The sequence below is a fragment of the Agrobacterium genomosp. 13 str. CFBP 6927 genome, from assembly GCA_900012615.1.
GTDB lineage: Bacteria > Pseudomonadota > Alphaproteobacteria > Rhizobiales > Rhizobiaceae > Agrobacterium.
On sequence record LT009757.1, the window covers coordinates 782,780 to 807,646 of the forward strand.

The following is a 24,867-nucleotide window of genomic DNA, read 5'->3' on the forward strand; positions in this document are numbered from 1 at the left end:
TGGAGGCGCCGCCGCCTCCGGCGAAGCTATCGATGATCAGCGGCAGACCGTGGTCCCAACGGTTCCTGCTGGAGAATTGTGGTGGCGGCGCCAGATGATTGAGCAGCGTTTCGGCATACATTATTGGCAAACTCCGGTTGGCGAAGATCGGAAAGTTCAGCGTCACTTGCGATCCGCAGGCGTCCACTGAGGAGGAATGCGTCCACGACCGTGCTCAGTTCTCGGCCGCTTTGGGTCGCAAACCAGCTGTCGCGCTCCGACAGTGCGATGAATGGCGTGCCGCGCGACCAGCCGCGCAGGTGATGCGCCTTGGTGACCGAACGTATTTCATCGATGCTCGAAAGAGGGATGCCGAAAGCGTCAAGCGTCTTGCGGCACTCATAGAGGGTGGGCGCTATCACCAGCACGATGCGGGGGCGCCGGGTGGCAAGACGGCTCAACATCAGCCATCCCCGTTGGTAGCGGTCGAGATATCGCGAGGATCTATCGCCTCGGCAACCACGGCGCCCACTTTCGTCAACTCGTAAGGCTGGATGAAACCTTGCTCCGCAACACCTATGGGACGAACGAGACCCTTCGCCTGCAGGTCTTTCAGGGCGTGCACGCCGTGGTTATGCCGAAGGCCTGTTTCGTCCTCGATCTGCCCGCGCCGCCAGTGCGTCCGCCCAACCTTTGGCATCTTCGCGAGCACGCGGCAGGCATAAAGGTCGAGGCTTTCCACGATCTCGTCGACCTGGCGCGGCGTGATGCGTTCGCCGCTATGGCGCGCAGCCTGCATCCGTTCAGGCATACAATATCGGTGGCGCTGCGCCAGATGTTCCGCGAGCGCCATAGCCGAGATGCCGCAGAGCTGGAGGATGCGGCGAGCAGAATATCCTGCATCGGTGAGCATGCGGCATAGATCCGAACGCATATGAGGTGGCAAGCCATCGAACTTTTCAGGGGTCACATCGAACGCACTTGGTGCGGCCGGATGTTTTCCCTGCACAGCATAATCCCTGAAAACCGTCACCATCGTCATGCGTAATTCCCCTGTCGTTCATGGTCTTGTGAATGTTGGGCGAGCAGCTTCCGCTCGTATTCGAGCCTCTTGTCGAGCCAGACCTCGATCTTGTCCCTGAGAGCTTCGTGGTCGTAAAAGAGGCCGCCGCGGAGACGGCGTTCGAACCACACCTGTTCAGCCGTGGACCGGCCGCCGGTTGCAAAATGCGTGAGGACGCTCTTCCCGTTTGGGATTTCTTCGATCTCGATGATGGAAGTGACGACCTGCACCCAGTCAGGAAGAGACGCAACGCGGCAGTAAAAAAACCGCTGTGCCGCCTGCTCCGCCCGATCCGTGACGATGTAGAGAGAGACCGGGTCGCTCACTCCGCAGCCTCCAACGTGTCGAAGAGACTTGGCATGTCTTTCTCACGGGCCATCGCTTCCACGTATTTGCAGCCATCGAGAAAGTAGCCCGCGTTAAGCTCAGTCGCGACGGCCTTCCGCTCCAGTTTGATCGCTCGGTACGGCACGGTCATCAAACCGCCGAACGGATCGAACACCGTCTCACCCGGCTCTGAATATTGAGCAATGGCCCGATCAACGATGTCGAACTGAAGCGGGCAAAGGTGCATTTCCTTACCCACCGCAGCCTGCAGCGTGTTCATCGAGAGCATGCGCGTAATATCGGTCCAGGTATCGTCAGCCGTGGAATGTGGTGGCAGCAGCATGAAGGTAGAGGGCAGCATGCCCCGCTCTTCCAGATGCTCGGCGATTTTCACATGGTGCTCAAAATCATAGACTGTCTCGAGCGAGTATCGCTTCCACAGTTTGAAGATCTGGTGATGCTCCAAACCCGCCATTTCTTCGGTCGAAAGCAGACGATTGCCCGAGCTCGGCATGAAGCCGTGGGCGTCAAGCTGCCAACGGGCGCGGCTGTATCCAGCAGGATTGTCCCAGTGCCCCTGCTTCCATTCCCGCTTCTGCTTTTTGACAGGAAAATCCGCGTATCCGTTCGAACTATCGGACGGAGGCTTACGGAATATCAGCAGATATTCCGGCAGGCCGTTACCCATGCGGCTGCCGTCCTTGCATTGCTCAGACCATCCCAGGCGATACGTCTGGTTATTTTCCCGGACAACATCCGTGGTGATCGTCTTGCGCGAGAGGAACGCGAATCCGTGGCGCTTGAACCGGGCGATGCAATCGTCGGAGAATGGGTAGACGGTTTGAAACCCTAGACCCGTCATACCACCGGGAACGATGCGATCCTTCACATGGATTGCGGCGACACGTCCCGGCGCCAAAACCCGCAGCAATTCGGGGATGAGGAAATCCATCTGCTGCCAGAAATGCTCATTGTCTTCGGTATGACCGAAGTCGGCATAGTTCGGCGAATACTCGTATTGGGTGGAAAACGGGATCGATGTGACAATCAGATCAACGCTGTTGGAGCCCATCTTCTGGCATTCCATCACGCAATCATTGTTGACCAGCCGATAGCCCGGGCCGGAAACTTCGATCCGCTCAACACCCATGGCGCGCGTGAGGGTTTCAGCCATCGCCGCAGACGACAGGCCATATTTGCGAATGATATCTGTCATGATTGCCATCTGCTCCACATGGCGACGCCATTTGGCTTCGAGGTTGTCGCGCACCGGTCGTTCCGCTTCGGTGTAGATGAGGTCGATGCGAACTTTGTGCGTCTGGAGAAAGCGCTGGATGCGGTGAACGGCCTGGATGAAGTCATTGAACTTGTGACCAATGCCGAGGAAAATCGCCCACCAGCAATGTCGCTGGAAATTGCAGCCCGAGCCGAGCATGACGGGCTTGGCTGCGATTTCGCGGATGCGCCCATGCGAGAACCCGACGATCGACTGTTCACGATCATCGAGGTCCTGTGCGCCATAGACGCTGACCACGTCGGGAATGGCCGCCTCGATCGCCAGCCGCTCAGCCTCCAGATCGTGCCAGATGATGCGGTGCGCATCGGGATCTTCGGCGCGCAGTTCCATCATCCTGGCAATGCGAATACCGAGGCTGTCGCGCTTCTCCCTTGCCGTATCGGAAAGAGACGCTGCAGCATTACGCAGAAGGCGACCCTGACCGCTCTTTTCCATACCGGCCGATGCATGATCGGCGGGCAACTCATGCCAACGCACCTCAATTTCCGGTAGCTCGTAACCGTCGTCAGAGCATCCGAGATCGGAGGGCTTCTGGACAAACAGCCCCCAGCTTGCAACCCACAGCCAGAACTCATGCTCCTTGTGCGGATGAATGGTGAGCGTGTCGGCCTTCTCCGAATTGCGCTTGAAAAACCGCGTTTTCGCCTGCCCGACATCCATGACTTCGAGGAACGCGGAATAGGCCAGCAGTTCTACATACTGGTTTGGCGACGGTGTCGCCGTCGCGAGGAACTTGAACCGGATGCCATCAAACAGGCGCATGAACTCGCGGAATATCTTTGTCCCACCGAACCCTCGAAGGCAGGCAGCCTCGTCGAGCGACGCGACAGTGAACAGGCGGGGGTCAAGCTTTCCCTCGCGCACCGTCTCGTAGTTCGTCATATAAAGGCCAGCCTCGCCGGCTTCGCCAATCGACCGGATGAAGGTGAGCGACGGCACGCGCTCGGGATGGCCTTCCTGCCAGGTATGAAGTTCAGCACGCTGCGTATCGGTGATACGAGGATGGATGCCGGTAACCAGCAATTCACAGTCCTGCCGGAACTCCTGCCGAACCCCGAGAGGAAGCACCAAAAGCCCGCGCCCGCCGAACCTGGCAATGACAATGCGAAGAATTTCAATCTGGATCACACTCTTGCCAAGCCCGAAGGCAGCGAAGATGGCCCGCCGCCCGCCGCGGCAGGCCCAGATGATGATCATCTTCTGGTGAGGCTGCAGAATCGGATTGATCTCGTCAGCCGAGACTTCGAAACCACCTTCCTGGGCGATTGCGACTTTCGATGCGAGGAACTGATTATAATCGCGGAGCATCAATCGCGCTCCCCGACATGAGCGATGGCAGCCTTGATGGCAGCCATGCAATCGTCCGCCGACGCACCATCGCTCCAGCGCTTCACCTGCCGACGGATTTCTTTCAGCTGCGCCTTGCGGCTTTCACCGACACGCTGGCGGAGACGATCACGATCGGCTTTCGATTTGCAGAGAGGCGGCGTCATCGCGTCGCCCTCCGCGCCAGGCGTTCCGAGAACACGAGCGCTGGCCCATGCACCTCGGATGACATGAAAAATCCCGGCTCACGACGGACGAGCGCGCGCATCGGCATATTCGTCAGCAGCGTGCCGAAACTCATTTCGCGAAATTGCTGGCTCACCGCGTGCGCGCGGGTCTCCAGCAACAACTGCCAGCCGACATTCTGGCGTCGAAACTCGGGTTCGACAAAAAGCATATCAAGCCACAGCAGGCCCGGCTCAGGCTCGTAGAAGACAGAAACACCGAGGCGCAAGAACCCGTCTTGCGTCGCGCGGCGGGCAATCAACGCTGTCTCATGCCCCGTCAACGGTCGACGGTTTGCGGGAATGGCGCCTTCCACCTGTCCGCGATCCATGCACTTCTGCGCATATGCCAGCGTATCGTCGTCGCAGGGCTTCAGGAGAAAGTTCATTGCTCTCCTCCCTTGACTACGCGGAGGCCGACTATCTCACCGCCGCGCGCGGCAACGACTGCCAAGGCCTGGCGGAATTTCGCCGTAGCCTGCTCAATCTCGTTCGAAATACGATCCATCTGCCGGCTTTCAGCCACACTGAAAAAACCATCTGAAGAAGCAGCAGCGCTGCTCGACATGAGTTCCCCAACCTTAGCGATCAGGGCTGCCTTTGCCTGCTGGACGCAGATGTCGGCCTGGCGATCAAGATCGGGATCCGATAACCGACGGCCCGAAAGCTCCGCCATCGCGGAAGTCACGACCGGAACGCCACAGTCATCTTCGAGCGCATGCACAGCCGAAAGCGGCATCAACTCTGGATCAGCCGCATTATTCATGCGGCCGATGTGGCTTTTAGAGATGGACGATATCTCGGCCGCACGCTCGATGCCGCCGACGAGTTTGATCAGGTCTCGCTGTGCGGACTTGATGCGGTGAAACCATGCGTCTTGGAACATGACAAAGCCTTTCCCGCGCCGGGAAATTTCCCTGCGTTTTCCCGTGGTGGGAATGAATTGAAAATGTGAGGTTCAGTGCGTCAGCAGATCACGGGGGATCACATGACGGAGACTTTCTTTTTTCATCGCCGGAGGGCAGAACAGCATGCGACAGTCCGCTACCAACCTGGGGCAACTCATGACCGATATTCCCACCGACGACGGCAGCCAGATCACGGGGCGCATCTTCGCGCTGGAGATCATTCTCCGGCAACTTCTGGAGACGCACCCCGATATCGAAAACTTTCTGAACGAGACGGATGCACGCCTCGATCGACAGGAGGCCGCGCTTTTGAAGGCTGCCCCCAACGAGGAGAGGTACATCGTCAACATGCTCGAAGGCGGGCGAATGACGGTGGACGAATTCCGCTTCCAGCTGGTCGGGCGGCGCACTCGGCGGTAGCCGGCACGGAAACCGCACGAGCAGACGCTCCGGAAGCAGTATCGCTGTTTCGGCAAGCGGTTTCGTCGAGGACCGGTCGCGACCGTAGCCCGACAGACGGAAAAAGGCGCATGACAGCCGGGAGCCCCCAACCGTCATGCGCCAGCGTACTCCCGGGAGGAAAGGGAGCAGGTATTTGGTTGCGGAGGCGAGATTCGAGCTCGCGATCTCGTGGTTATGAGCCACGCGGGATGACCTCTTCCCTACTCCGACGTGATTTCCTGAAAACCCGATCATTCTGCGGCCTCCACTGCTTCGGACCCAAAGACATCCGGTCTCTGAACATGTCGAGAGACCCCGAATGCCTTTTCGAGGCGGAGCACATACTCCGGAGGCACGGCCTTCCATTGCGCGACTGCTTGTGGCGTCACCCCAACGATGCGCGAGACTGCACTCGCTCCGCCGGCGCTTCGCTTCACAACTTCCAATCCAACACTGTTCGGGTTCTGTTTCATGGCCGAAATTAAAAGCACAGCTTTAAAATCAATGCAAGCGATACTTAAATGGACGAGCGATGAAAGTTCAACTTTCATCCGCCCCATGGATCAGAGCGAACTTTTTAAAAATATTGGATCGGCAATCCGGACTGCGAGGATCCGCCGAAGCCTTGTGATGCGGAACCTTGCTGAAGCAGCCAATGTCACCACCGGTGCAGTCGGGAACTGGGAGCGTGGCGCCAATGCTATTGCGATGGAGCATCTGCAGGTCATAGCACGAGTCCTGAAGATCGATCCGGTCGCGCTAAGCAACGGGGAATTGCGGTATCTGGAAGACGAAGAAGGTCTTGGTGACGCCGAGCGAGTTACGGATTTTGGCCCGGCACCAACCGGGCCGATGGATGTGGAAATCCTGGGAGTGGCCGTAGGTGGCGATGATGGCGACTTCACGCTGAACGGAGAGGTTGCGGGACACGTTCGTCGACCACCTGGCATCGCTCACCTCAGAAAAGTCTTTGCATTGCATGTCCTCAGCGACAGCATGGTTCCACGCTACGATCCAGGCGAGTTAATCTACTGCGGTGGTCGCGACCCGGTTCCCGGCGACCATGTCGTGATCGAAACCTTCCCCAGCGAAGGCGAGGCCGTCGGAAAAGCTTACGTAAAGAAGCTCAAAGGCCGCACAAAAAGCGTCATCACCTGCGAGCAATACAATCCACGCAGAGAGCTCGAGTTTGATGCATATGGAATTAAAAACATGTGGCGCATCATCCCACTGCGCGAGCTCCTAGGCTATTAGACCTCCAAGCCTCTGCGCGGATCCGGTCGTTTTCGAAAGAGAAAGCGGCTTGCAGCACGATGTTCCGCCCCTCCATCCCTTCTGACTGGCACGCCGAACAAACAAGCCTGCTTCCGAGTTCGCACAGCGGAGTGGAGGGAGCCACACCTTTCAGGCGATAAAGCTCTTGCGGCTTCCTCCATCGCGCCCGGCCGCAGTCACCACATTCAATCGACAAAGACATCACCTGTCCAAGGGTTGGGGGAATGCCTGCAGTCATCCTTTTTCTCCATCATGTTCTTGTTTGGTTCTAATGATTGATTCTTTTTCTTCAATTGTCGAATCGTTTTTTAGCACTTTCATTTTAAAGTATAGCTTGCACATGAATTAAAGCTGTGCTTACTATCGCGCCATCCAAGCCGAACCACATGGCATGGAAACGACCGGATGGCGCCCACGTCCCCTGCCCCGCGCCATCCGGTCCAACCTTCAGAGGATGGAGAGAATTATGCAGACTGCGAACAGCAAGGAAGAAGAACTCATTCAGGACATGGCCGACGCGATGCGTCGCTATGGTGAGGGCTGCACTTCCGAAGAACTGAACCGTCATTTCACGCAATCTGAAATCGCTCACTACGGCGCTCGGGCGCGAGCTCGTGCCAATGATCAGGCTGTTCGCCAGATCCGTAAGCGCGCGGCGTGACATCACGTCCGGTTTCGGTGACCGCCTCCGTCTTGGGGCGGCATCCGAAACGGATGGAGACGAACCTATGATCCAAATCTTGCCGATGTGCGCTTCACCTAAAGAGCAGGTTCAAACCGAACTGCCGCACCGGGTCGACCTGCTTTGCCGCGTGCTTTTCGCACTCGCTGTGTTCTTCGCACTGGTTTCAGCCACCGGTTTCGTCTGTGGCGTTTCTATGATTGCCAGAGACGCTATCGGAGGGATCGTTTGATGACATCGATCTCCGCCCCCCGCCTCTGCAACAAGCGCATCGACTTCTTTCGGCCGGACGGTTCGTTGATGGACCTTGCGCATCCCGAAGCATGTGAGATCGATTTCAACGAAGTGGCCTTTGGCCTTGCCAAAATCAATCGCTTCACCGGCACCTATCCCGGCCTCGGTTACAGCGACGCCCAGCATTGCGTAATGGGCGCGCAAGCGCTTCTGCGTGAAGGGGAAGATGAACTCACCGCGGCGCTATTCCTCCTGCACGATGCGCACGAATACAAGCTTGGTGACGACAGCCGCCCCAAACAGGATCTTTTGGCAGCGATGCTCGACGACTTTTCGCCGAAGGCCGCCGAAGCTTTTCGATCCGTAGTCGCCTCTGCGAAATCCGGATGGGACAGCGCCATCTATGCGGCAGCAGGACTGCCCGCCCCAAGTGCATGGACAAAAAAGCAGTCGCATGCCGTCGAACGCATGGATGTTCGCATGGCAGCGGCCGAGGCCGAGAGCCTGTTCGGCTCCGCCGCCCGCAAGAAATATCCTATGTCCAGGTTCCCAGCGCCACTAACAATTGGCGCGATCACGCCTTGGGCGCCGGCGAAAGCAGAGATCGCGTTTCTGGAAACCTTTGACCGGCTGATTGGCATCCAGCAGCGGATGAACGCAGCAAATAACAACCTGATGCATCGGAAGATCGTGAGCGGTCGATGAAACAGGACGCTATCAAACTTGCGGACCGGATCATGCTGCCTCGCAGGCAGCGCCAGATCTTTTTGGCACTTGCTGAAGCCCGGAGCTTCCTTTCTGCCGATCAGCTTGCCGATCGCATCTACAGCGACGACCCAGACGGCGGCCCGTTGGATGCCCGGGCTTGCACTTACGCATTTTTGAACCGCCTTCGCCAGTCGGTAGCTCCGCATGGCGTCTCAATCATCACCAGTCGCCATCTTGGTTATCGCCTTGAAATGCCGGCACGAGCGGAGGATCACCATGGCTGACAGCCCCCCCCCCAACCCGAGACACGATCGAACGACTTCAGCAGGAGCTTGCCATGCTGAAGAGACAGTACCTAACAGCTCCTAGCTCAAAAGAGCGCGACAACGATTTCGCAGCACGCGAGATCGCACTGGCGGAACGCTTCCGGGCAATCGGCGCTGAGCCTTCCTATCCACCACATTTCCTCTGGAGCCTCTGATGGCCGGTAGCGTCAACAAAGTCATTCTTATCGGCCATCTCGGCGCCGATCCCGAAATCCGAAAGACACAAGCCGGGGCCAGCATCGCCAGCCTTCGCCTTGCGACTTCCGAAACCTGGCGGGATCGCGACAGCGGCGACCGTAAGGAGCGCACCGAGTGGCACAGCGTCGTCGTCTTCACCGAAGGCCTCGTCAAGGTTTGCGAGCAATATCTGAAGAAGGGCTCGAAGGTTTACATTGAAGGCAAGCTGCAAACCCGCAAGTGGCAGCACTCCGACGGTGGTGATCGCTACACAACCGAAGTGGTGTTGAACGGCTTCAATGCGACGCTGACCATGCTCGACAGTCAGGGCGGTGGCAATCGTCCGCCCCCGGCGTCCGATCCCGACCAGTACGGGCAACAATCCAGCCGACAATCCGGCTCAAGCGGCTCTAGCCCGAGCACGGGCCGCGATTTCAGCCACGACATGGATGACGACATCCCGTTCTGAGGAACGGCTCACCTCTCTTTCAACCGGAGTAGACCATGCAGATCATCAGAGATGCGCAATCCCTCCTCGGCATGCTGGAAAGCGGCGATCTGAACGCCGAGCTTTCCAGCAAGCTGACGGAAACCCTCGAAAAGCTGCTCGAGCTTTCGAACGACAGGCCGAACGTCACCTACAAGGGCGGCGTTTCGCTCAAGCTCAACCTCGCCGTCAAGAATGGCATGGTCGAGATCAATGCGGAAATCCCGCCCCCGACGTTGCCAAAGCTGCCCCGGAAGGCATCGGTTTACTGGGTGATAGAAGGCGGTCGCCTGTCCACCGAGCATCCGCAGCAGCACGACATGTTCCCCGGCCCGCGCGAAATCGACCGCAGCCGCCCCAACCTCAACCAGTAAGACAGCCAGGAAAGGAAACACCCAGTGGCTACTGATATGCTCAACGCATCCGCCGTCGCGGCGATTGCAAATCTTGCAAAGGAAACCGGTCTCGATGTCCGCTTCATCGAGGCGCCCGACGATGCAGTCGGCGTTCCCAAAAAGGTCCCAGCCATCTTCGATCCGAAGGACGGAAGCGTCGTCGGCACCAAGAATCTATTCGACAGCTGGCGCACCAGCCCTGAAACGAAGCTCGGGACCGCGCGCGTCACGACGCTGGTGAGCTTCATCGAACTGGTAAACCGTCACAAGACGGAGCATTCCGTTATCTTCGCCAACATGGACTGGCAAAAACCGTCGCTTACGGCGGTGATCGATTACCACCAGAAGGAAAACGGCGGCGCGGCCGACAACGGCAAGCATCGCATCCAATACGAGTTCCCGCTCTCTGAAGAGTGGAAGGCGTGGACAGCGATGAATGGCAAGGGAATTTCCCAAACCGATTTTGCCGAATTCATCGAAGATCATATCGCCGATCTCGCCGCCCCCGACGAAGCGGAAGAACTCGAATTCCAGAACAAGTTCTCGTTCAAGGTGGCATTCCCGAACCAACTCGTCACCCTCTCCCGCGGTCTCCTGGTCACCGCCGAAACGCGTGTCAAAAATGTCGTGTCGCTGCAGAACGGCGCCGGCCAGATCGTGTTCGAGGAAGAGCATCAGACGCACGACAAGGAAGGCAACCGGATCGACGTGCCGGGCATGTTTATCCTCTCGGTTCCACCCTTCTTCGAAGGGGAAACGGCACGCATTCCCGTCCGCCTCCGGTACCGCAAGACGGGTTCGGGTCTCGTCTGGTCGTTCCATCTCTATCGCCCCGATCACTACGTCACCAAGCAGGTGCGAGACGATTTGACGCGCGCTGCAGCCGATACGGATTTGCCCAGCTTCCAGGGCACTCCGGAAATGCAGGTCTGATAGGAGCGGCAGCCATGACTTCAGAGAAAACCTGGTATCCGACGCTCATGATCGATGAAGTTTTGCCGACAGGTAAACCTTCTCCTGAGGCATGGCTGCCCTATCTGACCACCGCTTCCGCAGGTCAAAAGGCGCTCTTTCTGCCAGGGCAAGAACTATCCTTCAGGTACGTAGAGCAGCGCGGCAACATCGAGATCGTCATCAACCCAGACGGTACCCATGGGAATACCCCAAGGTGCGCCCACACACTCGAGATGTTTGATGGCGCGCGGCCGATCGAGCCTCAAGCCCAAGACGACGGGCGGCACGAAGCCAATTCCTTCTGGGAGTATGAAAGCGAGACATTCGCCGAAACGCTTGATGAATTCGCCAGCATTTATGCCGAGTGCCATCGCGAAAGCGAGCCCCTGAGCGTCGTTGTCGACACTTCCTACTGGTCACCGAAATTTCACTACCGGATTTCCGACGACTGCAAATCACTCATTCAGCAGCCGGCAACAGACGCCGAAAGCGCGGAGGAATAATCATGTTCACAGCCAGCAAATCAGCCCTTGCCGCCGCCCTTGCGCTTTCCAGCGATGTCGTCGAGCGGCGAAACACAATCCCGATCCTGGCCAACGTCGCGATCGAGCGGACGGACGACGGCCTGCGGGCTCGAGCAACCGATCTCGACACGGAAGCCATGGTCGAATTTTCGGCTACCGTCGCGATGGATTTTCAGCCTTTCAGCGTTCAAGCCCATCTGCTTCGCGATATCGTTCGAAAGCTTCCGGACGGCGCGGACATCTCGGCCGAGGCGAAAGAGCGGGAAGGCTCTCCCGATTCGGTTACATTCAAGGCGGGCCGGTCCCGGTTTTCATTGCAGGCGCTGCCGCCCAGCGACCTGTCGTCGATGGATGTCAGCAACCTGCCTCACAAGTTCACGATACCGGCGAAAGCCCTGCAGTCTGCTATTGCAGCGGTAGGCTTTGCGGTCTCAACCGAAGAGACGCGCTACTATCTGAACGGGATTTACATGCATCCCACGACCGACGGCATGCTGTTCGTTGCAACCGACGGGCATCGCCTCGCAAAGCGGATCGTGATGATTGACCATGTTCCGGTAGATGCGCCCGGCGTGATCATTCCGCGCAAGACCGTTGCAACTCTCTCGAAGATCTTGCCGAAAGATGGTGACGTTTTCGTCGAGCTCAGCCATGCAAGGATTTGTTTCATGGTCAGCGGGACACGCCTCGTATCGAAACTGATTGACGGCACTTTCCCTGATTATGTCCGGGTTATCCCCGCCAACAATGCCACCGAGGTGACGGCGGATGCCAAAGCCATCGCCTCGACCGTCGACCGTGTGTCGTCGGTTTCAACCGAGCGCGGCCGGGCGATGAAGTTCCACTTCTCGGAAGGCACGCTGAAGCTTCTCGTGACCAATCCTGACGCCGGCAGCGCGGAAGACGAAGTCGCCTATGAGGGGCAGGCTGAAATGGAAACGGGGTTCAACGCAAAATACGTCCTCGAGGCGCTTGAGCACCTGCCGGAAGGCACCGTTCGTATTGCCCTGGGCGAGAGCACCAGCCCGACGATTTTTCGCGCCGACGGCGACCATAAGGAAAATCTCATCGTGCTCATGCCGATGCGTGTGTGAGGCGGTGGACATGGATCAAACCACACTCCAAGCGATGAACGCCATCCAGCAGATCCTTGAGGGTCTTTCCGTCGAAAACAAACTGATGGCACTCGGCGCAGTATCAGCGCTCGAGATCGCCAATCATCACATGGGCCGAGACGAGAAGAATGAGCTAAGCCATCGGTTCGCCGCCAGCTTCCTCGGCACCTTTTCCGATCTCATGGAGATGAGGGGACGCACCAATGCTCACGGCTGAAAAATCTACCGATCCAAACCCTGCCCGGGCGCTCTATGAAAACTTCATGACCGGCGAATACGGGAAAAAGTGGGATGATCTCCCGGCCGGCGTTCAGAAGCGATGGGCTGATGCGCTTGCCGCCGGCATGGTCGCAATGACAAGCGTTCGAATTGAGCCTGTCGCGGATTTTGATATGGACGCATTCCGACCGTCCGCTCTTGAGAATGGGAAGATCGCAGTTTTGCCCACGCAAACCGATCTCGTTTTCAGTCATGGCGAACCCTATGCCGCCATGACGGTGGACTATCTTGGTTGCGAGTATCTGAGCCGCGACGTTGAGGCGATCGAGAAGATAGCCGCTGCGGGCAGCAAAGGCCCGACCGAGGTCGTCTATCTTTTCCGCGGAGCCAAATCGAAAAACCTTCCGCACAAGCCTGTCGGCTATGTGACCGCCGCCAGAGCAAAGGCGATGCGTGAGGGCCTTGCCGGGTCGATGACTGTTTATGAAGATCAGAATGCATACTTATCAGATCCGGTCTACTTATGCGCTTCACCTATGCTATCCGTGGCCGTGAAGGCTTTGGACGCTCACACGATGCAGAAACTGCGTGAAGCTCTTCGGTTTTCCGCGTCACGTTCTGTCATGTCGAGCGCCGACGAGCAGCGCATTCTCTCCGCCCTCTCCGCACAGGTGCAGGACGTGTCTTGCCGAACCTGCAACGACACGGGGATGGAAGCACGCCACCAGATTTGCCGGGATTGTGATGAGAACACTGCGGAAGGATGGCGGCTTGTGCCAAACGAGCCTACCGACGCAATGCTATCGAGCGCTATGATTGTTCTGAAATACGCTGATCCGTGGGTGCAAGCTCTGGAAATTTACCGGGCAATGCTCGCCGCAGCACCCGCAAGGCGGGAGGGCTAGACGATGGCCGTCTACGTTGACGATGTGCGCCACAAATTCGGAAACATGGTGATGTGCCATCTTTGGGCAGACACCGACGCAGAGCTCCTCGCTATGGTCGACAAGATCGGCGTGCAGCGAAAATGGATACAGGGACACAAGACCTTATCATTTGGAAAGCATCGTGACGCCTCCTGGGTCCACTTCGACATTGCGCTCTCAAAAAAAGCGCTCTCGATCGCTGCCGGCGCTATCCTCACCGACAAGTTTGGGCCAGTCGTTCACACCAGCCGTCTGAAAATTGCGTGGGGAAAAGCCAACAACCGCCCGGATGTTGTCGAGCGCGCTGAAGCGATGATCCAAAGTATCGAGGATTTGAGGACCGGTCTGTCGGCAATTGCCGAAGATCATGATGCTACGAAGGAACAAAGCTATGGCAAGAACTGATCCTCAATTCCCTCTAAGGATACCCGAGAGCATCAAAGCGCAAATCAAGTCGGAAGCCCAAAAAAATGGCCGCTCAATTAATGCAGAAATCGTTGTCCGTTTGGAGAACTCCTTCAGCGCCGAAACTGGTGTATGCGACGTTATTTTGCAACGGCTAGAATATCTTATCGAGAAAAAGGTGGGAGACGCCCTTTTGACTTTCACCAAGAACAACGGTGGCCAGTCATGAATGAACTTCAACTACCGAAAATCGCGATCTCTGTGCGCCAGCCGTGGGCTTGGGCTATCGTGTTTGCTGCCAAACCTGTCGAAAACAGAAGCTGGAAAAAAGGAAATCCTGGCCTCAAGTTTCGTGGCGAGTGCTGCGTACACGCATCGAAAGGGATGACGCGGGCTGAATATGAGGAGGCCGCTGATTTTATGGCCACCCTAGGCGTTACCTGCCCTGCACCTGGAGACCTCCACCGTGGCGGCATTATTGGTGTCACGACCATCGCAGATATTGTCACTGAACACGACAGCCGCTGGTTCTTTGGGCCGAAAGGACTGTTGTTGAGGAACACTCGGCCGGTCAACTTCATTCCTTCGGTTGGCGCACTGGGTTTTTTTGAGTGGAAACAGGCGACTGCAGAATCGGCAGAGGTCTCTCCGAAATGGTTGCAACCAAACCCAAAAAGAGAAGCCGTCGTAGATGACACACCTCCGCAATTGGACTTGTTCTGATGACGGCACCCGCCCTTGTGAAAAAGCAAGACATGATGCGCGCTGCCGAGGTTGCAAACACTTCTGGTTGCCGGATCGAAATAAAGGTGGGGGATGCGGTTATCACCGTAATCCCCAGTTCAGAAAACGACAAGGTAAAGGGAATTGACTACTCGCGCCCCGTACTGTGATATCTCGGGCATGCCGAGAAAACTCTACCCACATGTGCACAAACAGAAGACCCGCCATGACAAGTGGGTCTTTTATTTTCGTCTTGGAAAAGGAAAGCGCATTCGCTTGCCCAATCCAAATGATCCAGCCTTCAAAGCGGCATATATGGCTGCGCTGAACGGTTCGCCGGTCAAGGTGGAAACTGCACACGAAGGCACGCTGGGCTGGTTGTGGGAGAGGTATACGACGGAGAGCGCGAGGTGGGCAGGATACAGCGCCGCTACCCAAAAACAGCAGCGGCTGATCATGGCGAAGGTGCTTAAGACCGCTGCAAAGTCATCGCTAAAAGTCGTCACCCAGGACGTCATCCAGGAGGGCGTTGATAAGCGCCATGAGACACCGGCGCAGGCCGGGAATTTCCTCAAGGTTATGCGCGGCATGTTTGGCTGGGCAAAAAAGATGCGGCTGGTGGCCGTGGATCCATCGCTTGGCGTGGAGGCCCCCGACTACAAGAAGGGCGGCTTTCCAGCTTGGACCATTGAGGAGGTTAAGTCGTTCCGTCAGAAATACGAAATCGGGACAACTGCGCGACTGGCGATGGAACTTATGCTTTTGGCGGGCCTACGCCGATCGGATCTTGTAAGGGCCGGCCGCCAGCATATCAGCGGCAAGATCCTCTCAATGGATACAGAGAAGACAGGCGCGCGGATCACCGTCGAACTTTCCGACGATCTGATCACCGTCATTAATGCCACGCCTCGCAAGGGCCTGCACCTGGTCGAGACTTCCCGAGGAAAGCCTTTCGTCAAGGAAGGGTTCGGGAATTGGTTTCGAGACCAGTGTAATGAGGCGAAGGTGTACAAGTCCGCGCACGGCCTACGAAAGCTCAGCGCTACGCTGGCTGCTGAAGGTGGTGCAGCATCACATCACCTGCTTGCTCAGTACGGGTGGACCAACCTCGCAACAGCAGAAATCTACACTCGCGGCATCGATAGGCGCCGCCTCGGCATCGAGACAAGCCGCATCGTGGCGGATCAGATCGGGAACATAACCGCCCCTCACCCTGTTTCGGGTGAGGGAATGGGCGCAGAAAGCGAAACAAAATCAAATACTAAGAAATAAGGTGGCACACCTCTCGTGGACACCATTTTCCTGTTATCCGTTGCAGCCTGCTCAAGGCAGCAAGTCCTCGGCATACTACAAACGGAGGCAGCGCGCCTGCTTCGGCGTTTCCGACAGCATTCCATCGCCGCAGGCGAAATCGATGAAGGTCCGGTTCGCCCTTCCCAACTGAGATTGCCGTTCCCGGCCTCTGGCTGTTTCCACGGCTACAGGCCTTTCAAAGCCCCGTCACGCCATCCCAGATCAGCTTCACCGCCACCAGCGCCACGGAAGTGTAGGTCAGCGGATAAAAGATGGAGGCCCGCATGCGGCGCACCGTCCAGGCGCCGAGCCATGTCGACACGATCGCCAGCGGAACCATCAGGGCGGCTCGCCCGAGGTTCTGCGCGCCGAAACCGCCCAGGGCGGCGTAAGGCACGAGCTTCAGGACATTGGTGATTGCAAAAAACATCACATTGGTACCCGTGAAGACTTTGGGGTCCATCCGAAGCGGCAGGAGATACACCTGAAGCGGCGGCGCACCGGCATGCGCCACGAAGCTGGTGTAACCCGCAAGCAGGCTCCAGAATCGCCCAGCCATCGGTCGCTCCCTTGCAACCGTGGTCAGAGCACTTTTCGCGAAGACGACACGCAGCACGAACACCGCCGAGACCACGCCAACGACCAGACGGACGACGGCGTCCGAGGTGATCTCGGCGGTCATCCATCCAAACCCGATACCGACGACGGCTGCTGGCAAAAGCTGGCGCATGATCCTCCAGTCGACCCAGCTGCGCCAGGCCGCAACCCCGACCATGTCCATGACGACGAGGATCGGAAGCAGGATGGCGGCCGCGGTTACGGGCGACATCACCAGCGCCATGAGCGGAACGCCAAGCAAGCTCATGCCACCGAGACCGCCCTTGGAGAGGCCAACAAGCACGACCGCGAGAATGGTGACACCCAGCTCCAGAGGAGAGTTGAAAAGGGTCAAGCGCATCTCCTCGGCAATGCCGCAGGCATCCCTGCCGGATGCGGCACATAAATATCAGCCCTTCTTTTAACCGGGCCTTTTGACGGTAGATATCAGCGGCGACCGCGCTGACGATGATCGGTTCATTGGCGATCTCCTGATAGTAAGCATCCACGCGCAGAAATGTGAAGCCCGACATCAGCGAACAGTGGATCACAACGCTGAAAATCTGCACGCAGCCGCCCCACAGAGGCCCGTCGAGAGTTGCTACCGCGATGGCATGAAGCGCCGGCGTATTCTAAACGCTCACTCGATAAAAACCCGCACGCTCGAAGCGCGGCCATCGGCGTCGATCACCGTCAGCGTCGAAAATCCCTGCCCCTCCGGCCGCCATTCGCTGTTGCGGCGAAGGGAGACATCCGGCAGGGGCATGCCATTGGCGAGCCAGCGGAAGGGCGCACGCCCACCCTGCAGCTTCAGCACCAGCGGCGAAATGCCCGACTGGCTGGAAAGCTCGACCCTTGCCCCTTCCGGCGGGTAAACGATGCGGGGGGCACTTTCCCGTCTCGAGGCGGAAAGGAGACCGCTTGCGGTCAGGGTGAAACGCCGCTGGTTGGCGGGAAGGTCGCTCACGGCGACGCGGGCGACACCGGAAGGTGCCGCCGGCATCGGCGTGATTGCCACGCCGGATTTTTCGAAAGCCTCGAACAGAATAGGGGCCGCGGTCGCGTAACCGGCAATGCCGGGCACCGCCCCGTTGTCGGCACGCCCGACCCAGACCCCGAGTACATGCCGCCCGTCATAGCCCACCGACCAGGCATCGCGATAACCATAGCTGGTGCCGGTTTTGTAAGCGATGCCGCGCTGCTTCATGCCAAGCGGCGGCAGCACGCCGGAGAGAATGTCGGTAATATTCCAGATTGCCGCGTCGGAAAACAGCCGGTCACCCCCCAGTCGTTCAGGAAACGAGCGGATACCGTCTCCCAGCCGCACGGGATCACTACTGCCGGCAAGTCCCGTATAAAGCTGCACCAGATCAACAAGCGAAATGCCGGCACCGCCAAGCGCGATGGCGAGGCCCGGCGCTTCGTTTGCGGGAAGCACCAGCTTCACCCCCACCCGCCGGAAACGCACCATCAGCGCAGACGGGCTGACCGCATCCAGAAGCTTGACGGCGGGCACGTTGAGCGACAGTTGCAGCGCCTGCCGGATGCTGACATCACCCTGATAATGCATATCGAAATTGCGTGGCCGGTAACCGGAAAAATCGGCCGGTCGATCCTCGATGATGGTTTCCTGCCCGACAAGACCGTCTTCGAAGGCGAGGCCATAAATGAACGGCTTGAGGGTGGACCCCGGCGAGCGCACGGCCCGGCTCATCTCCACGAAACCACGCCTTGCCGTATCGAGATAATCCGCCGAACCGACTTCGGCGAGAATATCCCCGGTCTGCGCATCGGCCATGACGATAGCGACGGAGACCTTGTCTCCAATTTTTCCCGCCGCATGGCGGGCAACGGCTTCCAGTTCCCGCTGGATCGGCAGTTTCAGCGTCGAGCGCGCTTCAGCGACATTCGGAAACTTCGTCCGCGCGGCAACGGCCATATGCGGCGCATAGGACGGAAGATCTCGCCGGTTGGAGGGCACGTTGGCAAGCGCTGCCCGTTCCGCCTCCCCTTCACCCACCACCCGCTCGACGGCAAGCCGTTGCAAGACACGCTCCCGCGCATGCTTCGCCGCTGCCGGAAAACGATCCGGGCGGCGCTTTTCCGGCAATTGCGGCAGCGCCACCAGAAGGGCAGCCTCCGCCGTGTCCAGGCGGGCAGGCTCTTTGCCAAACCAGGCGAGACTTGCGGCGCGAACGCCCTCGATATTGCCGCCATAGGGCGCGATGTTGAGATAGAGATCGAGGATTTCCGCCTTGCTGAGCCGTCTCTCGATCTGGAGCGCACGTGCGGCCTGCAGGAATTTCGCCGAGAACGACCGGTCGGCGCGCGGTTCGATCAGCCGCGCCACCTGCATGGAAAGCGTCGAAGCGCCGGAAACGATCCTGCCGTTGCTCACCAATTGCCATCCCGAGCGCAGCAGCGCCCAGGGGTCGACGCCGTGATGATCGTAAAAGCGCTGGTCCTCATAGGCCACCAGCATGCGCAGGAACTGTGGGTCAACCTCGGCGGCCGTGGTTTTAAGCCGCCAGCGGCCATCCGGTGTCGAAAAGGCGCGCAACAGCCGGCCGTCGCGATCCAGCACCTCGAAGGATCGTTGCCGCGCAGCCTCAAGCGGCGGCGGATAGGCCTTGTCCAGCGCATCAAGACCGAAGGCCGCGCCGCCCATAAGCAACGCGACCGTAACGATGCCTGCGATGATTGCCTTTTTCCGGCTCATGGGGTTGCCGAGCGCACCTCCATGCGGCCGGTTGCCGTGCGGGCGGCAAATTGCGGCCGGTACATATCTTCAACCGAAGCTGCCGGATGATCATAGGTGCCGGGGGTAACGGCGCGGACCACATAAGCGAGGGCAATCTCCGAACTGTCGCCGGCCGAGCGGTCGAAGGCCGCCACGAAACGGTCGTAGCGGAATTCCGTATGCGCCGCTTCCGTTTCCGGCAGCCAGTCGAAATTCGACAGTTCCGCCGAATTGACGAGGCTCGGATTGTCGATTTCGAAACCGGAGGGCAACAGGTCCGTCACCAGAATGCGCGACTGCCAGTTATTTTGCGGGACGATATTCAGCGCCACCACATAACGCTCGTTTTGCGTGACCTCGCTCGGGTTCACCTCCTCGCCATCCATGGAATAATAGGTGCGAGTGATGGTGAAGCCCTCACCACCGGCGGCAAGCGGCTGCGAAGGCGGCGCCACCGTGGTGACCACGGCCGTGACCGGATCGGCCGAGGCATTGGCGATTTTCAGGGGAGCCGCCAGCAATTCATCGCCGCTCATCCGCTTGCCGAAGCCGCCGGTCTGCAGATCACCGTTCACATCGAGGCGGATATCCTTGTCCTCGCCTTTGACGGCGCGGGCGGCAAGCAGCATCCATGCCTGCTCCTGGGTGCTGGTATAGGGCTTCTTTTCCCATTCCTTCGCCACCGCACCGGCAAGCTGCGGCACGACAGCCGGAACCGGGCGGCTTTCCGCCGCAAGCGCGAGTGTCGCCGCGCCGTCGCGCAAAGCGGAACCGTAATCCGCCCTTGCGAAGCTGACATTGGTGGCGCGGCTTGCCATGTCGAGCGACGCGCCGAACACCGTCTTCGAGCGGGCCTGATCGCCATAGAGCGAAAGGGCGGCGGCAACCTGAGCCTTGGCAAGCGGCGTCGGGAAATCAGCAAGCGCCGTATCCGCGTAATAACGCAGATCGTTGATCGCCGCCTTGCGGTTACGCGCCAGCACGTAGAGCGAATAGGCGATCTCGTTGCCGCGGTCCTTGACATTGCTGTCATAGGAAAGACCGTTCTGCAGGTTGTTCAGCGCCTGCACCATGGCCTCCTCGGGAACATCGTATTTCTGTTCCCGTGCGCGGGTCAGGAAGTCACTGATATAGGCATCGAGCCACAGATCGCCGTAACCGGGTGACCAGAGGCCGAAACTGCCGGAGCTCGACTGGAAGGACAGTACCCGGTAGATCGCCTCCTGAACCCGTTTGCGGGTATCGGGGTCTTCCGCAACGCCGCTATCCCTGGTCATTTCCGAAACATAAAGCAGCGGCAAGGCCCGGCTCGTCGTCTGCTCGGCGCAGCCGTAAGGATATTTGTCGAGCATCATCACCAGCGCCGGAATATCGAAGGCGGGCGAACGCGTGACGTTAACGGCAACCGAAGAGCCGAGCAGCATGCTGTCGGCCAGAAGATCGCCATTGATCGTCAGGCTGCTATTGGGCGCAATCTTGATTTCACGCCGCGACGTGACCGGCAGAACGGCCGGGCGAACCGGAATGTTCAGAACCTGCTCCAGCGAAATGCCGGCAGCATTGGAAACCTTGATGGTGATTGCACCATTGCCGGGCTGTTCGCCCGTCAGCGGAACGGTCAGCGAGGACTTTCCACCTTTCTGAAGCGCCAATGTCTGCGATACCTCGCCCTGATCGACCGTCAGCGCCGTATTACTGGTCACATCCAGCCGGTAATCGCCGGCCCCGCCATCGGTATTGGCGATATCGAGCCGCAATTGCGAGACATCGCCGGGCGCGAGGAATTTCGGTGCACTGGCCGTCACCACGACAGGATCGCGGATGACAGCATCGGAGACCGCATGTCCCACGCCCGTCTTTGTCCAGGCCACCGCCATGATGCGGGCCGTGCCGTTGAACTGCGGGATATCGAAGCTCACCGTCGCCTTGCCGTCAGCATCGAGTTCGACCGGACCGGCGAAGAAAGCCACGAGCTTTTCGGTGGGTGGGCTGCCCTGAAGTGCTGCGCCCCCGCCATCGCCGCCCGTGCGCAGGCGACCGGTAGCGCCAAGCGAACCGTCGATCAGGCGGCCATAGAGGTCGCGGATTTCCAGCCCCAGCCGGCGCTGGCCGAAATACCATTCATCCGGCTTCGGCGGCTCATAGCGGGTGAGGTTTAATATGCCGACATCGACCGCGGCAACGATGGCATAGGCCTTTTCGCCCACGCCCGCACCGGCCACGCTGATCGGGATTTCAAGCGGCTGGCGCGGCAATGTCTTTTGCGGCGCGCCGAGCGTGACGGCAAGCCTGCGCTCGGCCGGATCGACGGCAAGCCACTTGATGCCGATGGCGCGCATCGGCATACGGCTTTCCTGCGCATCGCCGGGACGGAACAGCGTGGCCGTGACATAAGCGCCAGCACCCCATTCCTCGGTGACGGGAATGTCGATCTCGCCGCCATCCTCGCCGATCTCGGTATTCTGCACGGCAATCAGCTTTTCCGAACCGGAAGTGATCATCAATTCGCCGGCAAAGCGCGACGAAACCTTGAGTTTGGCCGTATCGCCGATCTTGTAGCTCTGCTTGTCGAGGGCAATTTCAAGCGCATCCGGCGTCTCCGTCGAGCTTGCCTCGACATAAAAACCGGCATCGAACTCAACGCTGGAGACAGGCGCGCCATTGCCCGCGCCCTCCACTTCCAGCCGGTAGCGGCCCCAGGTGACGGGCACGGAAATCTCGCCGCCATTGGCATCGACGGACAGACTGCCAGCCTCTTGCTGCTTGGTATATTCCACCGGCTCGTAACGCCAGGAATTGCCCTGACGATACCATTGATAGTTCCGCTCCACCTTGATGAGCTTCCAGTTGAGGCCGCTCATCGCCTGTTTGGCACCGTCGGCACTGACACCGATGATGTGGAAACGGCCAACGGAGTTCTGGGCGAGGTCGCCGGAAAATTGCGGTTTGATGCCAATGACAGGCGCTTCCGCCTTTATGGGCAGCGTCAGCGAGCGCTCCACGGCGCGGCCACCCGCCTCGCGCATGCGCACGGTGATGTTGGCGGAGAGAAGCTGCGTGGTGGATGGCAGGTCGGTCAGGTCGACATTGAAGCTCGCCTTCCCCTCTTCGTCCAGTGCTGGCAAATCGGCAAGCGTGGTGCGGTTTTCCTCTTCGCTTTCCTCATCCGCCAGACCGAAGAAATAACCTTCGAAATCCGCATTCGTGCGCGTCGGCTTGATGGCGACTTCGCCTTCCAGCGTCAGGCCAGCGGCGGGAGCGCCATAAAGATACCGGCCATCGACATCGATTACCGTTTCCGCGCCCGGATCGATCTGTTTCGCCTTACTGGAGAGATCGAACTCGGTGCGATCAGGCACGAAATCATCGACCAGAAAGTTCTTTTCGCTGATGGCCGACGTTTTCGGATCGGTGTGGATGCGCACTGTCCAAGTGCCGCGCATGGCATTTGCCTGCAACGGCAGATCGACCGCATGGCCGCCCAGCGCCTTGCCATCGCTAACGAAGCGCCGGTCCTCGACGCCGTCAGGGCGCGAGAAGATGAAGGTCAGCGGCAGATCCTCAATCGCCTTGCCGTCGACATCGCGGGCCAGCGCCGCCGCATGGACGGTCTCGCCGGCGCGGTAGATGCCGCGCTCGGTCCAGCTGAACACATCGATGGCACCGGGTGCTGCACGTCCCGTCACGCCGCGGTCCGACAGATCGAAGCCGGCGCGTGTCATGTCGAGGAACACATAATCCTTATCGCCATTGCGCGCCGTCAGGATGGCGGGAGCCTGCGCCGCCGTGCCGCGCATCAGGCCCGCGGAAAACACCGCCCTGCCATCCGCATCCGTCTTTGCGGTACCGAGCACTTCATTGTTCTTGGCGAGCAGCTGCAAATCGACGTCCGCAAGCGGCTTGGCGCTGCCAAGGGCGCGGACGAAGACGTTCAGGCCGTCGGTTCCGGCATAGGTGGTAATGCCGGTATCGGATACGAGGAACCATTGCGTGGCGCGGGAATCCCAGGTTTCCGGCGCAGTGCCCGGCGGCACGGCGGTCAGCACATAGATGCCCGGCTTGCGCTCCGGCAGGGCCTCATCCACGGGGAAGCTTGTCACCACGTCCTTGTTGAGATCGGGCTGGATGTCGATTGCGCCCTGCCAGACCAGCTCGCCGATTTCGTTTTCAATGCGGTCGGCATTATATCCGTCCATCTGCGTCAGAAATTGCGAGTTGGTAAGAAGCGCGGTGATGTTGCGATCGCCGACGCGGTAAAGCTTCAGGTCGGCCTTGTCGGCATTGACCGAGACGATGGGAATGCCGCGCCGCGCAGTACCCGGCAGCACGAAATTCTCACCCGTGAAGCGCACGCTGGCGGCGCGGTCACGCACGTAAATATCGAGATCGACCTGTTTTTCCAGCGGCTCGTCGACCGAGGAGGGCAGACCGGCGCGCAACGCGATCTTGTAACGCTGGCCATGGGTCAGTCCTTCGACGCAAATCTCGCTGCCCTTCGCCTCGATGGCCTTGGGTGCGGTTCCATCCAGCGTGATGAAGGAGGAATAATCGACACCGTTCTTCACCAGCGGTTCGGAAAACTGCACGCAGGCGCGCGGGCTGACGCTATCGGTATCCACCGTATTGTTGATGACACGGAAACCCTGACGCGCGCGCAGATCGGCATAGGCCGCCTTCGTCTGTGCATTGTCGGATAGCCCAAGGCTTTCCTTATAGGCATTGAGTGCCGCGCGGTAATTCTGGGTTCTTTCGAACGCCTGCGCCAGTCGGTTCAGCGCCTCGGTGCGGGCGCTGACAGTGCGGCTCAGCTGATAGGCGTTGATGGCTGCGGAGGCTGCCTGGCCTGCAATCGCATAATTGTCGGTAACCTGCGCCGCTTTCTGGGAAAGCTCCGCCCAGAGTGCTCCATCATCCGGCGAAATCGCAAGAGCCGCCTTGTAGGTCTCGACCGCATCCGGAATGTTGCCAGCTGCCGCCTGCTGCCTTGCCGTTTGCAGCAGATTTTCCAGCCCTTCCTCGCCCTGGCCATTCGCAACGAGGCCCGATTTCAGCTTGCGCGCCTCCTGTTGCAGGCTGTCCGTTACGAAGGAAAGGCGCTGTGGCGCACCGATATCGGCCTCAGCCGCCACTTCCACGATCTTGCCGGCAACGGCGCCGGGAAAGGCATTCAGCTGATTGAAATCCGACTTGAGGAAACACCATTTCACCTTGGGATTGTAGGTGAAGGCCTTGCAAGCCGCGTCGCCAACGCAAATCTCGCCGCATTGCTCCAGCGAGACATTCTGTTCGGTTCTGAGATCGAAACCGAAATAATCACCATTCTGGGTGGTGACGACCTTGCGGGAAGGCTCCGCTGCCACGGCTGGAAGAAAAGCAATGGCGGTTGAGACCACAACCAACGAGATCCGGACGAGCGCGCGCAACGACATCAGTTTTCTCCCCGCAACAGACATGTCGGGCGGGACTCTGGTCAAATCCACGCATGGTTGTCAACGCATCATCGTCAACTTGCGACATGACAA

At 59.0% G+C, this 24,867-nt stretch carries 30 protein-coding genes and 1 tRNA gene; 19 read left to right on the top strand and 12 right to left on the bottom strand.

The window, feature by feature from the left end; all coding sequences use genetic code 11:
- Positions 1-26 precede the first annotated feature (26 nt).
- The 7 genes from AGR13A_RS25005 to AGR13A_RS17925 are packed head-to-tail and all read right to left on the bottom strand — an operon-like array spanning position 27 to position 5,102.
- Complete coding sequence (locus tag AGR13A_RS25005) at positions 27-443, bottom strand: hypothetical protein (RefSeq protein WP_167377583.1); 417 nt, start codon at positions 441-443, stop codon at positions 27-29.
- On the bottom strand, positions 443-1,021 hold the full coding sequence (locus tag AGR13A_RS17900; RefSeq protein ID WP_080838227.1) for a hypothetical protein: 579 nt from the start codon (positions 1,019-1,021) through the stop codon (positions 443-445). The genes AGR13A_RS25005 and AGR13A_RS17900 overlap by 1 nt, the downstream gene beginning before the upstream one ends.
- On the bottom strand, positions 1,018-1,368 hold the full coding sequence (locus tag AGR13A_RS17905) for a hypothetical protein (RefSeq protein WP_080838231.1): 351 nt from the start codon (positions 1,366-1,368) through the stop codon (positions 1,018-1,020). The genes AGR13A_RS17900 and AGR13A_RS17905 overlap by 4 nt, the downstream gene beginning before the upstream one ends.
- Positions 1,365-3,974, bottom strand: coding sequence for a DNA methyltransferase (locus tag AGR13A_RS17910; protein ID WP_080838234.1), 2,610 nt, complete (start codon positions 3,972-3,974; stop codon positions 1,365-1,367). Before AGR13A_RS17910 ends, AGR13A_RS17905 begins: the two co-directional genes overlap by 4 nt.
- A complete protein-coding gene (locus AGR13A_RS17915) occupies positions 3,974-4,159 on the bottom strand; it encodes a hypothetical protein (protein WP_080838237.1) in 186 nt (61 codons plus the stop codon). Before AGR13A_RS17915 ends, AGR13A_RS17910 begins: the two co-directional genes overlap by 1 nt.
- Positions 4,156-4,605 carry a GNAT family N-acetyltransferase gene (locus tag AGR13A_RS17920; protein ID WP_080838240.1) on the bottom strand — a complete coding sequence of 150 codons (450 nt, stop codon included), beginning with the start codon at positions 4,603-4,605 and terminating at the stop codon, positions 4,156-4,158. The genes AGR13A_RS17915 and AGR13A_RS17920 overlap by 4 nt, the downstream gene beginning before the upstream one ends.
- A complete protein-coding gene (locus tag AGR13A_RS17925) occupies positions 4,602-5,102 on the bottom strand; it encodes a hypothetical protein (protein WP_080838244.1) in 501 nt (166 codons plus the stop codon). The genes AGR13A_RS17920 and AGR13A_RS17925 overlap by 4 nt, the downstream gene beginning before the upstream one ends.
- Positions 5,103-5,280: 178 nt before the next feature.
- On the opposite strand from AGR13A_RS17925, the gene AGR13A_RS17930 reads away from it, so the two are divergent.
- Entirely contained in the window at positions 5,281-5,544 is a 264-nt protein-coding gene (locus AGR13A_RS17930; protein ID WP_139786091.1) for a hypothetical protein, read from the top strand.
- Between the two features lie 176 nt (positions 5,545-5,720).
- Here AGR13A_RS17930 and AGR13A_RS17935 read toward each other — a convergent pair.
- Positions 5,721-5,797: transfer RNA gene (locus AGR13A_RS17935), tRNA-Met, on the bottom strand.
- Positions 5,798-5,816: 19 nt separating this feature from the next.
- Positions 5,817-6,125, bottom strand: a complete 309-nt coding sequence (locus AGR13A_RS17940) for a transcriptional regulator (RefSeq protein WP_080838250.1) — start codon at positions 6,123-6,125, stop codon at positions 5,817-5,819.
- Here AGR13A_RS17940 and AGR13A_RS17945 point away from each other — a divergent pair.
- The 18 genes from AGR13A_RS17945 to AGR13A_RS18025 all read left to right on the top strand — a co-directional run bounded on the left by AGR13A_RS17945 (position 6,124) and on the right by AGR13A_RS18025 (position 15,987).
- A complete protein-coding gene (locus AGR13A_RS17945) occupies positions 6,124-6,819 on the top strand; it encodes an XRE family transcriptional regulator (RefSeq protein WP_080838254.1) in 696 nt (231 codons plus the stop codon). The two genes, AGR13A_RS17940 and AGR13A_RS17945, sit on opposite strands and share 2 nt — an antisense overlap.
- A gap of 487 nt (positions 6,820-7,306) precedes the next feature.
- Positions 7,307-7,501 carry a hypothetical protein gene (locus tag AGR13A_RS17955; protein ID WP_080838262.1) on the top strand — a complete coding sequence of 65 codons (195 nt, stop codon included), beginning with the start codon at positions 7,307-7,309 and terminating at the stop codon, positions 7,499-7,501.
- A 67-nt stretch (positions 7,502-7,568) separates the two neighbouring features.
- Positions 7,569-7,754 (top strand): hypothetical protein, encoded by a 186-nt coding sequence (locus AGR13A_RS17960; protein WP_080838265.1) that lies wholly within the window; start codon positions 7,569-7,571, stop codon positions 7,752-7,754.
- On the top strand, positions 7,754-8,461 hold the full coding sequence (locus AGR13A_RS17965) for a hypothetical protein (RefSeq protein ID WP_208612409.1): 708 nt from the start codon (positions 7,754-7,756) through the stop codon (positions 8,459-8,461). Before AGR13A_RS17960 ends, AGR13A_RS17965 begins: the two co-directional genes overlap by 1 nt.
- Entirely contained in the window at positions 8,458-8,748 is a 291-nt protein-coding gene (locus tag AGR13A_RS17970; RefSeq protein WP_080838268.1) for a helix-turn-helix domain-containing protein, read from the top strand. Before AGR13A_RS17965 ends, AGR13A_RS17970 begins: the two co-directional genes overlap by 4 nt.
- Positions 8,749-8,801: 53 nt before the next feature.
- Positions 8,802-8,945 carry a hypothetical protein gene (locus AGR13A_RS25010; protein ID WP_167377584.1) on the top strand — a complete coding sequence of 48 codons (144 nt, stop codon included), beginning with the start codon at positions 8,802-8,804 and terminating at the stop codon, positions 8,943-8,945.
- Positions 8,945-9,436: a single-stranded DNA-binding protein gene (gene ssb, locus AGR13A_RS17975; RefSeq protein ID WP_080838271.1), complete on the top strand. Its 492-nt coding sequence runs from the start codon at positions 8,945-8,947 to the stop codon at positions 9,434-9,436. The genes AGR13A_RS25010 and ssb overlap by 1 nt, the downstream gene beginning before the upstream one ends.
- Positions 9,437-9,471: 35 nt before the next feature.
- A complete protein-coding gene (locus AGR13A_RS17980) occupies positions 9,472-9,828 on the top strand; it encodes a hypothetical protein (protein ID WP_080838274.1) in 357 nt (118 codons plus the stop codon).
- Between the two features lie 24 nt (positions 9,829-9,852).
- Positions 9,853-10,782: a DUF2303 family protein gene (locus tag AGR13A_RS17985; protein WP_308400299.1), complete on the top strand. Its 930-nt coding sequence runs from the start codon at positions 9,853-9,855 to the stop codon at positions 10,780-10,782.
- A 14-nt stretch (positions 10,783-10,796) separates the two neighbouring features.
- Positions 10,797-11,306 carry a hypothetical protein gene (locus AGR13A_RS17990; RefSeq protein ID WP_080838279.1) on the top strand — a complete coding sequence of 170 codons (510 nt, stop codon included), beginning with the start codon at positions 10,797-10,799 and terminating at the stop codon, positions 11,304-11,306.
- Between the two features lie 2 nt (positions 11,307-11,308).
- Positions 11,309-12,421 carry a DNA polymerase III subunit beta gene (gene dnaN / locus AGR13A_RS17995; protein WP_080838282.1) on the top strand — a complete coding sequence of 371 codons (1,113 nt, stop codon included), beginning with the start codon at positions 11,309-11,311 and terminating at the stop codon, positions 12,419-12,421.
- Positions 12,422-12,431: 10 nt separating this feature from the next.
- Positions 12,432-12,659: a hypothetical protein gene (locus AGR13A_RS18000; RefSeq protein ID WP_139786093.1), complete on the top strand. Its 228-nt coding sequence runs from the start codon at positions 12,432-12,434 to the stop codon at positions 12,657-12,659.
- Positions 12,646-13,566, top strand: a complete 921-nt coding sequence (locus tag AGR13A_RS18005; RefSeq protein ID WP_080838290.1) for a hypothetical protein — start codon at positions 12,646-12,648, stop codon at positions 13,564-13,566. The genes AGR13A_RS18000 and AGR13A_RS18005 overlap by 14 nt, the downstream gene beginning before the upstream one ends.
- Before the next feature lie 3 nt (positions 13,567-13,569).
- A complete protein-coding gene (locus AGR13A_RS18010) occupies positions 13,570-13,992 on the top strand; it encodes a DUF4031 domain-containing protein (RefSeq protein WP_080838293.1) in 423 nt (140 codons plus the stop codon).
- Positions 13,979-14,221, top strand: coding sequence for an Arc family DNA-binding protein (locus AGR13A_RS18015; RefSeq protein WP_080838296.1), 243 nt, complete (start codon positions 13,979-13,981; stop codon positions 14,219-14,221). Before AGR13A_RS18010 ends, AGR13A_RS18015 begins: the two co-directional genes overlap by 14 nt.
- Entirely contained in the window at positions 14,218-14,715 is a 498-nt protein-coding gene (locus tag AGR13A_RS18020; protein ID WP_208612410.1) for a hypothetical protein, read from the top strand. Before AGR13A_RS18015 ends, AGR13A_RS18020 begins: the two co-directional genes overlap by 4 nt.
- A complete protein-coding gene (locus AGR13A_RS25015; RefSeq protein WP_167377585.1) occupies positions 14,715-14,885 on the top strand; it encodes a hypothetical protein in 171 nt (56 codons plus the stop codon). The genes AGR13A_RS18020 and AGR13A_RS25015 overlap by 1 nt, the downstream gene beginning before the upstream one ends.
- A 10-nt stretch (positions 14,886-14,895) precedes the next feature.
- Complete coding sequence (locus AGR13A_RS18025) at positions 14,896-15,987, top strand: tyrosine-type recombinase/integrase (RefSeq protein WP_080838298.1); 1,092 nt, start codon at positions 14,896-14,898, stop codon at positions 15,985-15,987.
- Between the two features lie 217 nt (positions 15,988-16,204).
- Here the strand turns inward: AGR13A_RS18025 and AGR13A_RS18030 are convergent, their stop codons facing one another.
- The 3 genes from AGR13A_RS18030 to AGR13A_RS18040 all read right to left on the bottom strand — a co-directional run bounded on the left by AGR13A_RS18030 (position 16,205) and on the right by AGR13A_RS18040 (position 24,774).
- Positions 16,205-16,960, bottom strand: a complete 756-nt coding sequence (locus tag AGR13A_RS18030) for a sulfite exporter TauE/SafE family protein (protein WP_308400300.1) — start codon at positions 16,958-16,960, stop codon at positions 16,205-16,207.
- A gap of 285 nt (positions 16,961-17,245) precedes the next feature.
- A complete protein-coding gene (gene pbpC / locus AGR13A_RS18035; protein WP_080838304.1) occupies positions 17,246-19,324 on the bottom strand; it encodes a penicillin-binding protein 1C in 2,079 nt (692 codons plus the stop codon).
- Entirely contained in the window at positions 19,321-24,774 is a 5,454-nt protein-coding gene (locus AGR13A_RS18040) for an alpha-2-macroglobulin family protein (protein WP_080838306.1), read from the bottom strand. Before AGR13A_RS18040 ends, pbpC begins: the two co-directional genes overlap by 4 nt.
- Positions 24,775-24,867 lie beyond the last annotated feature (93 nt).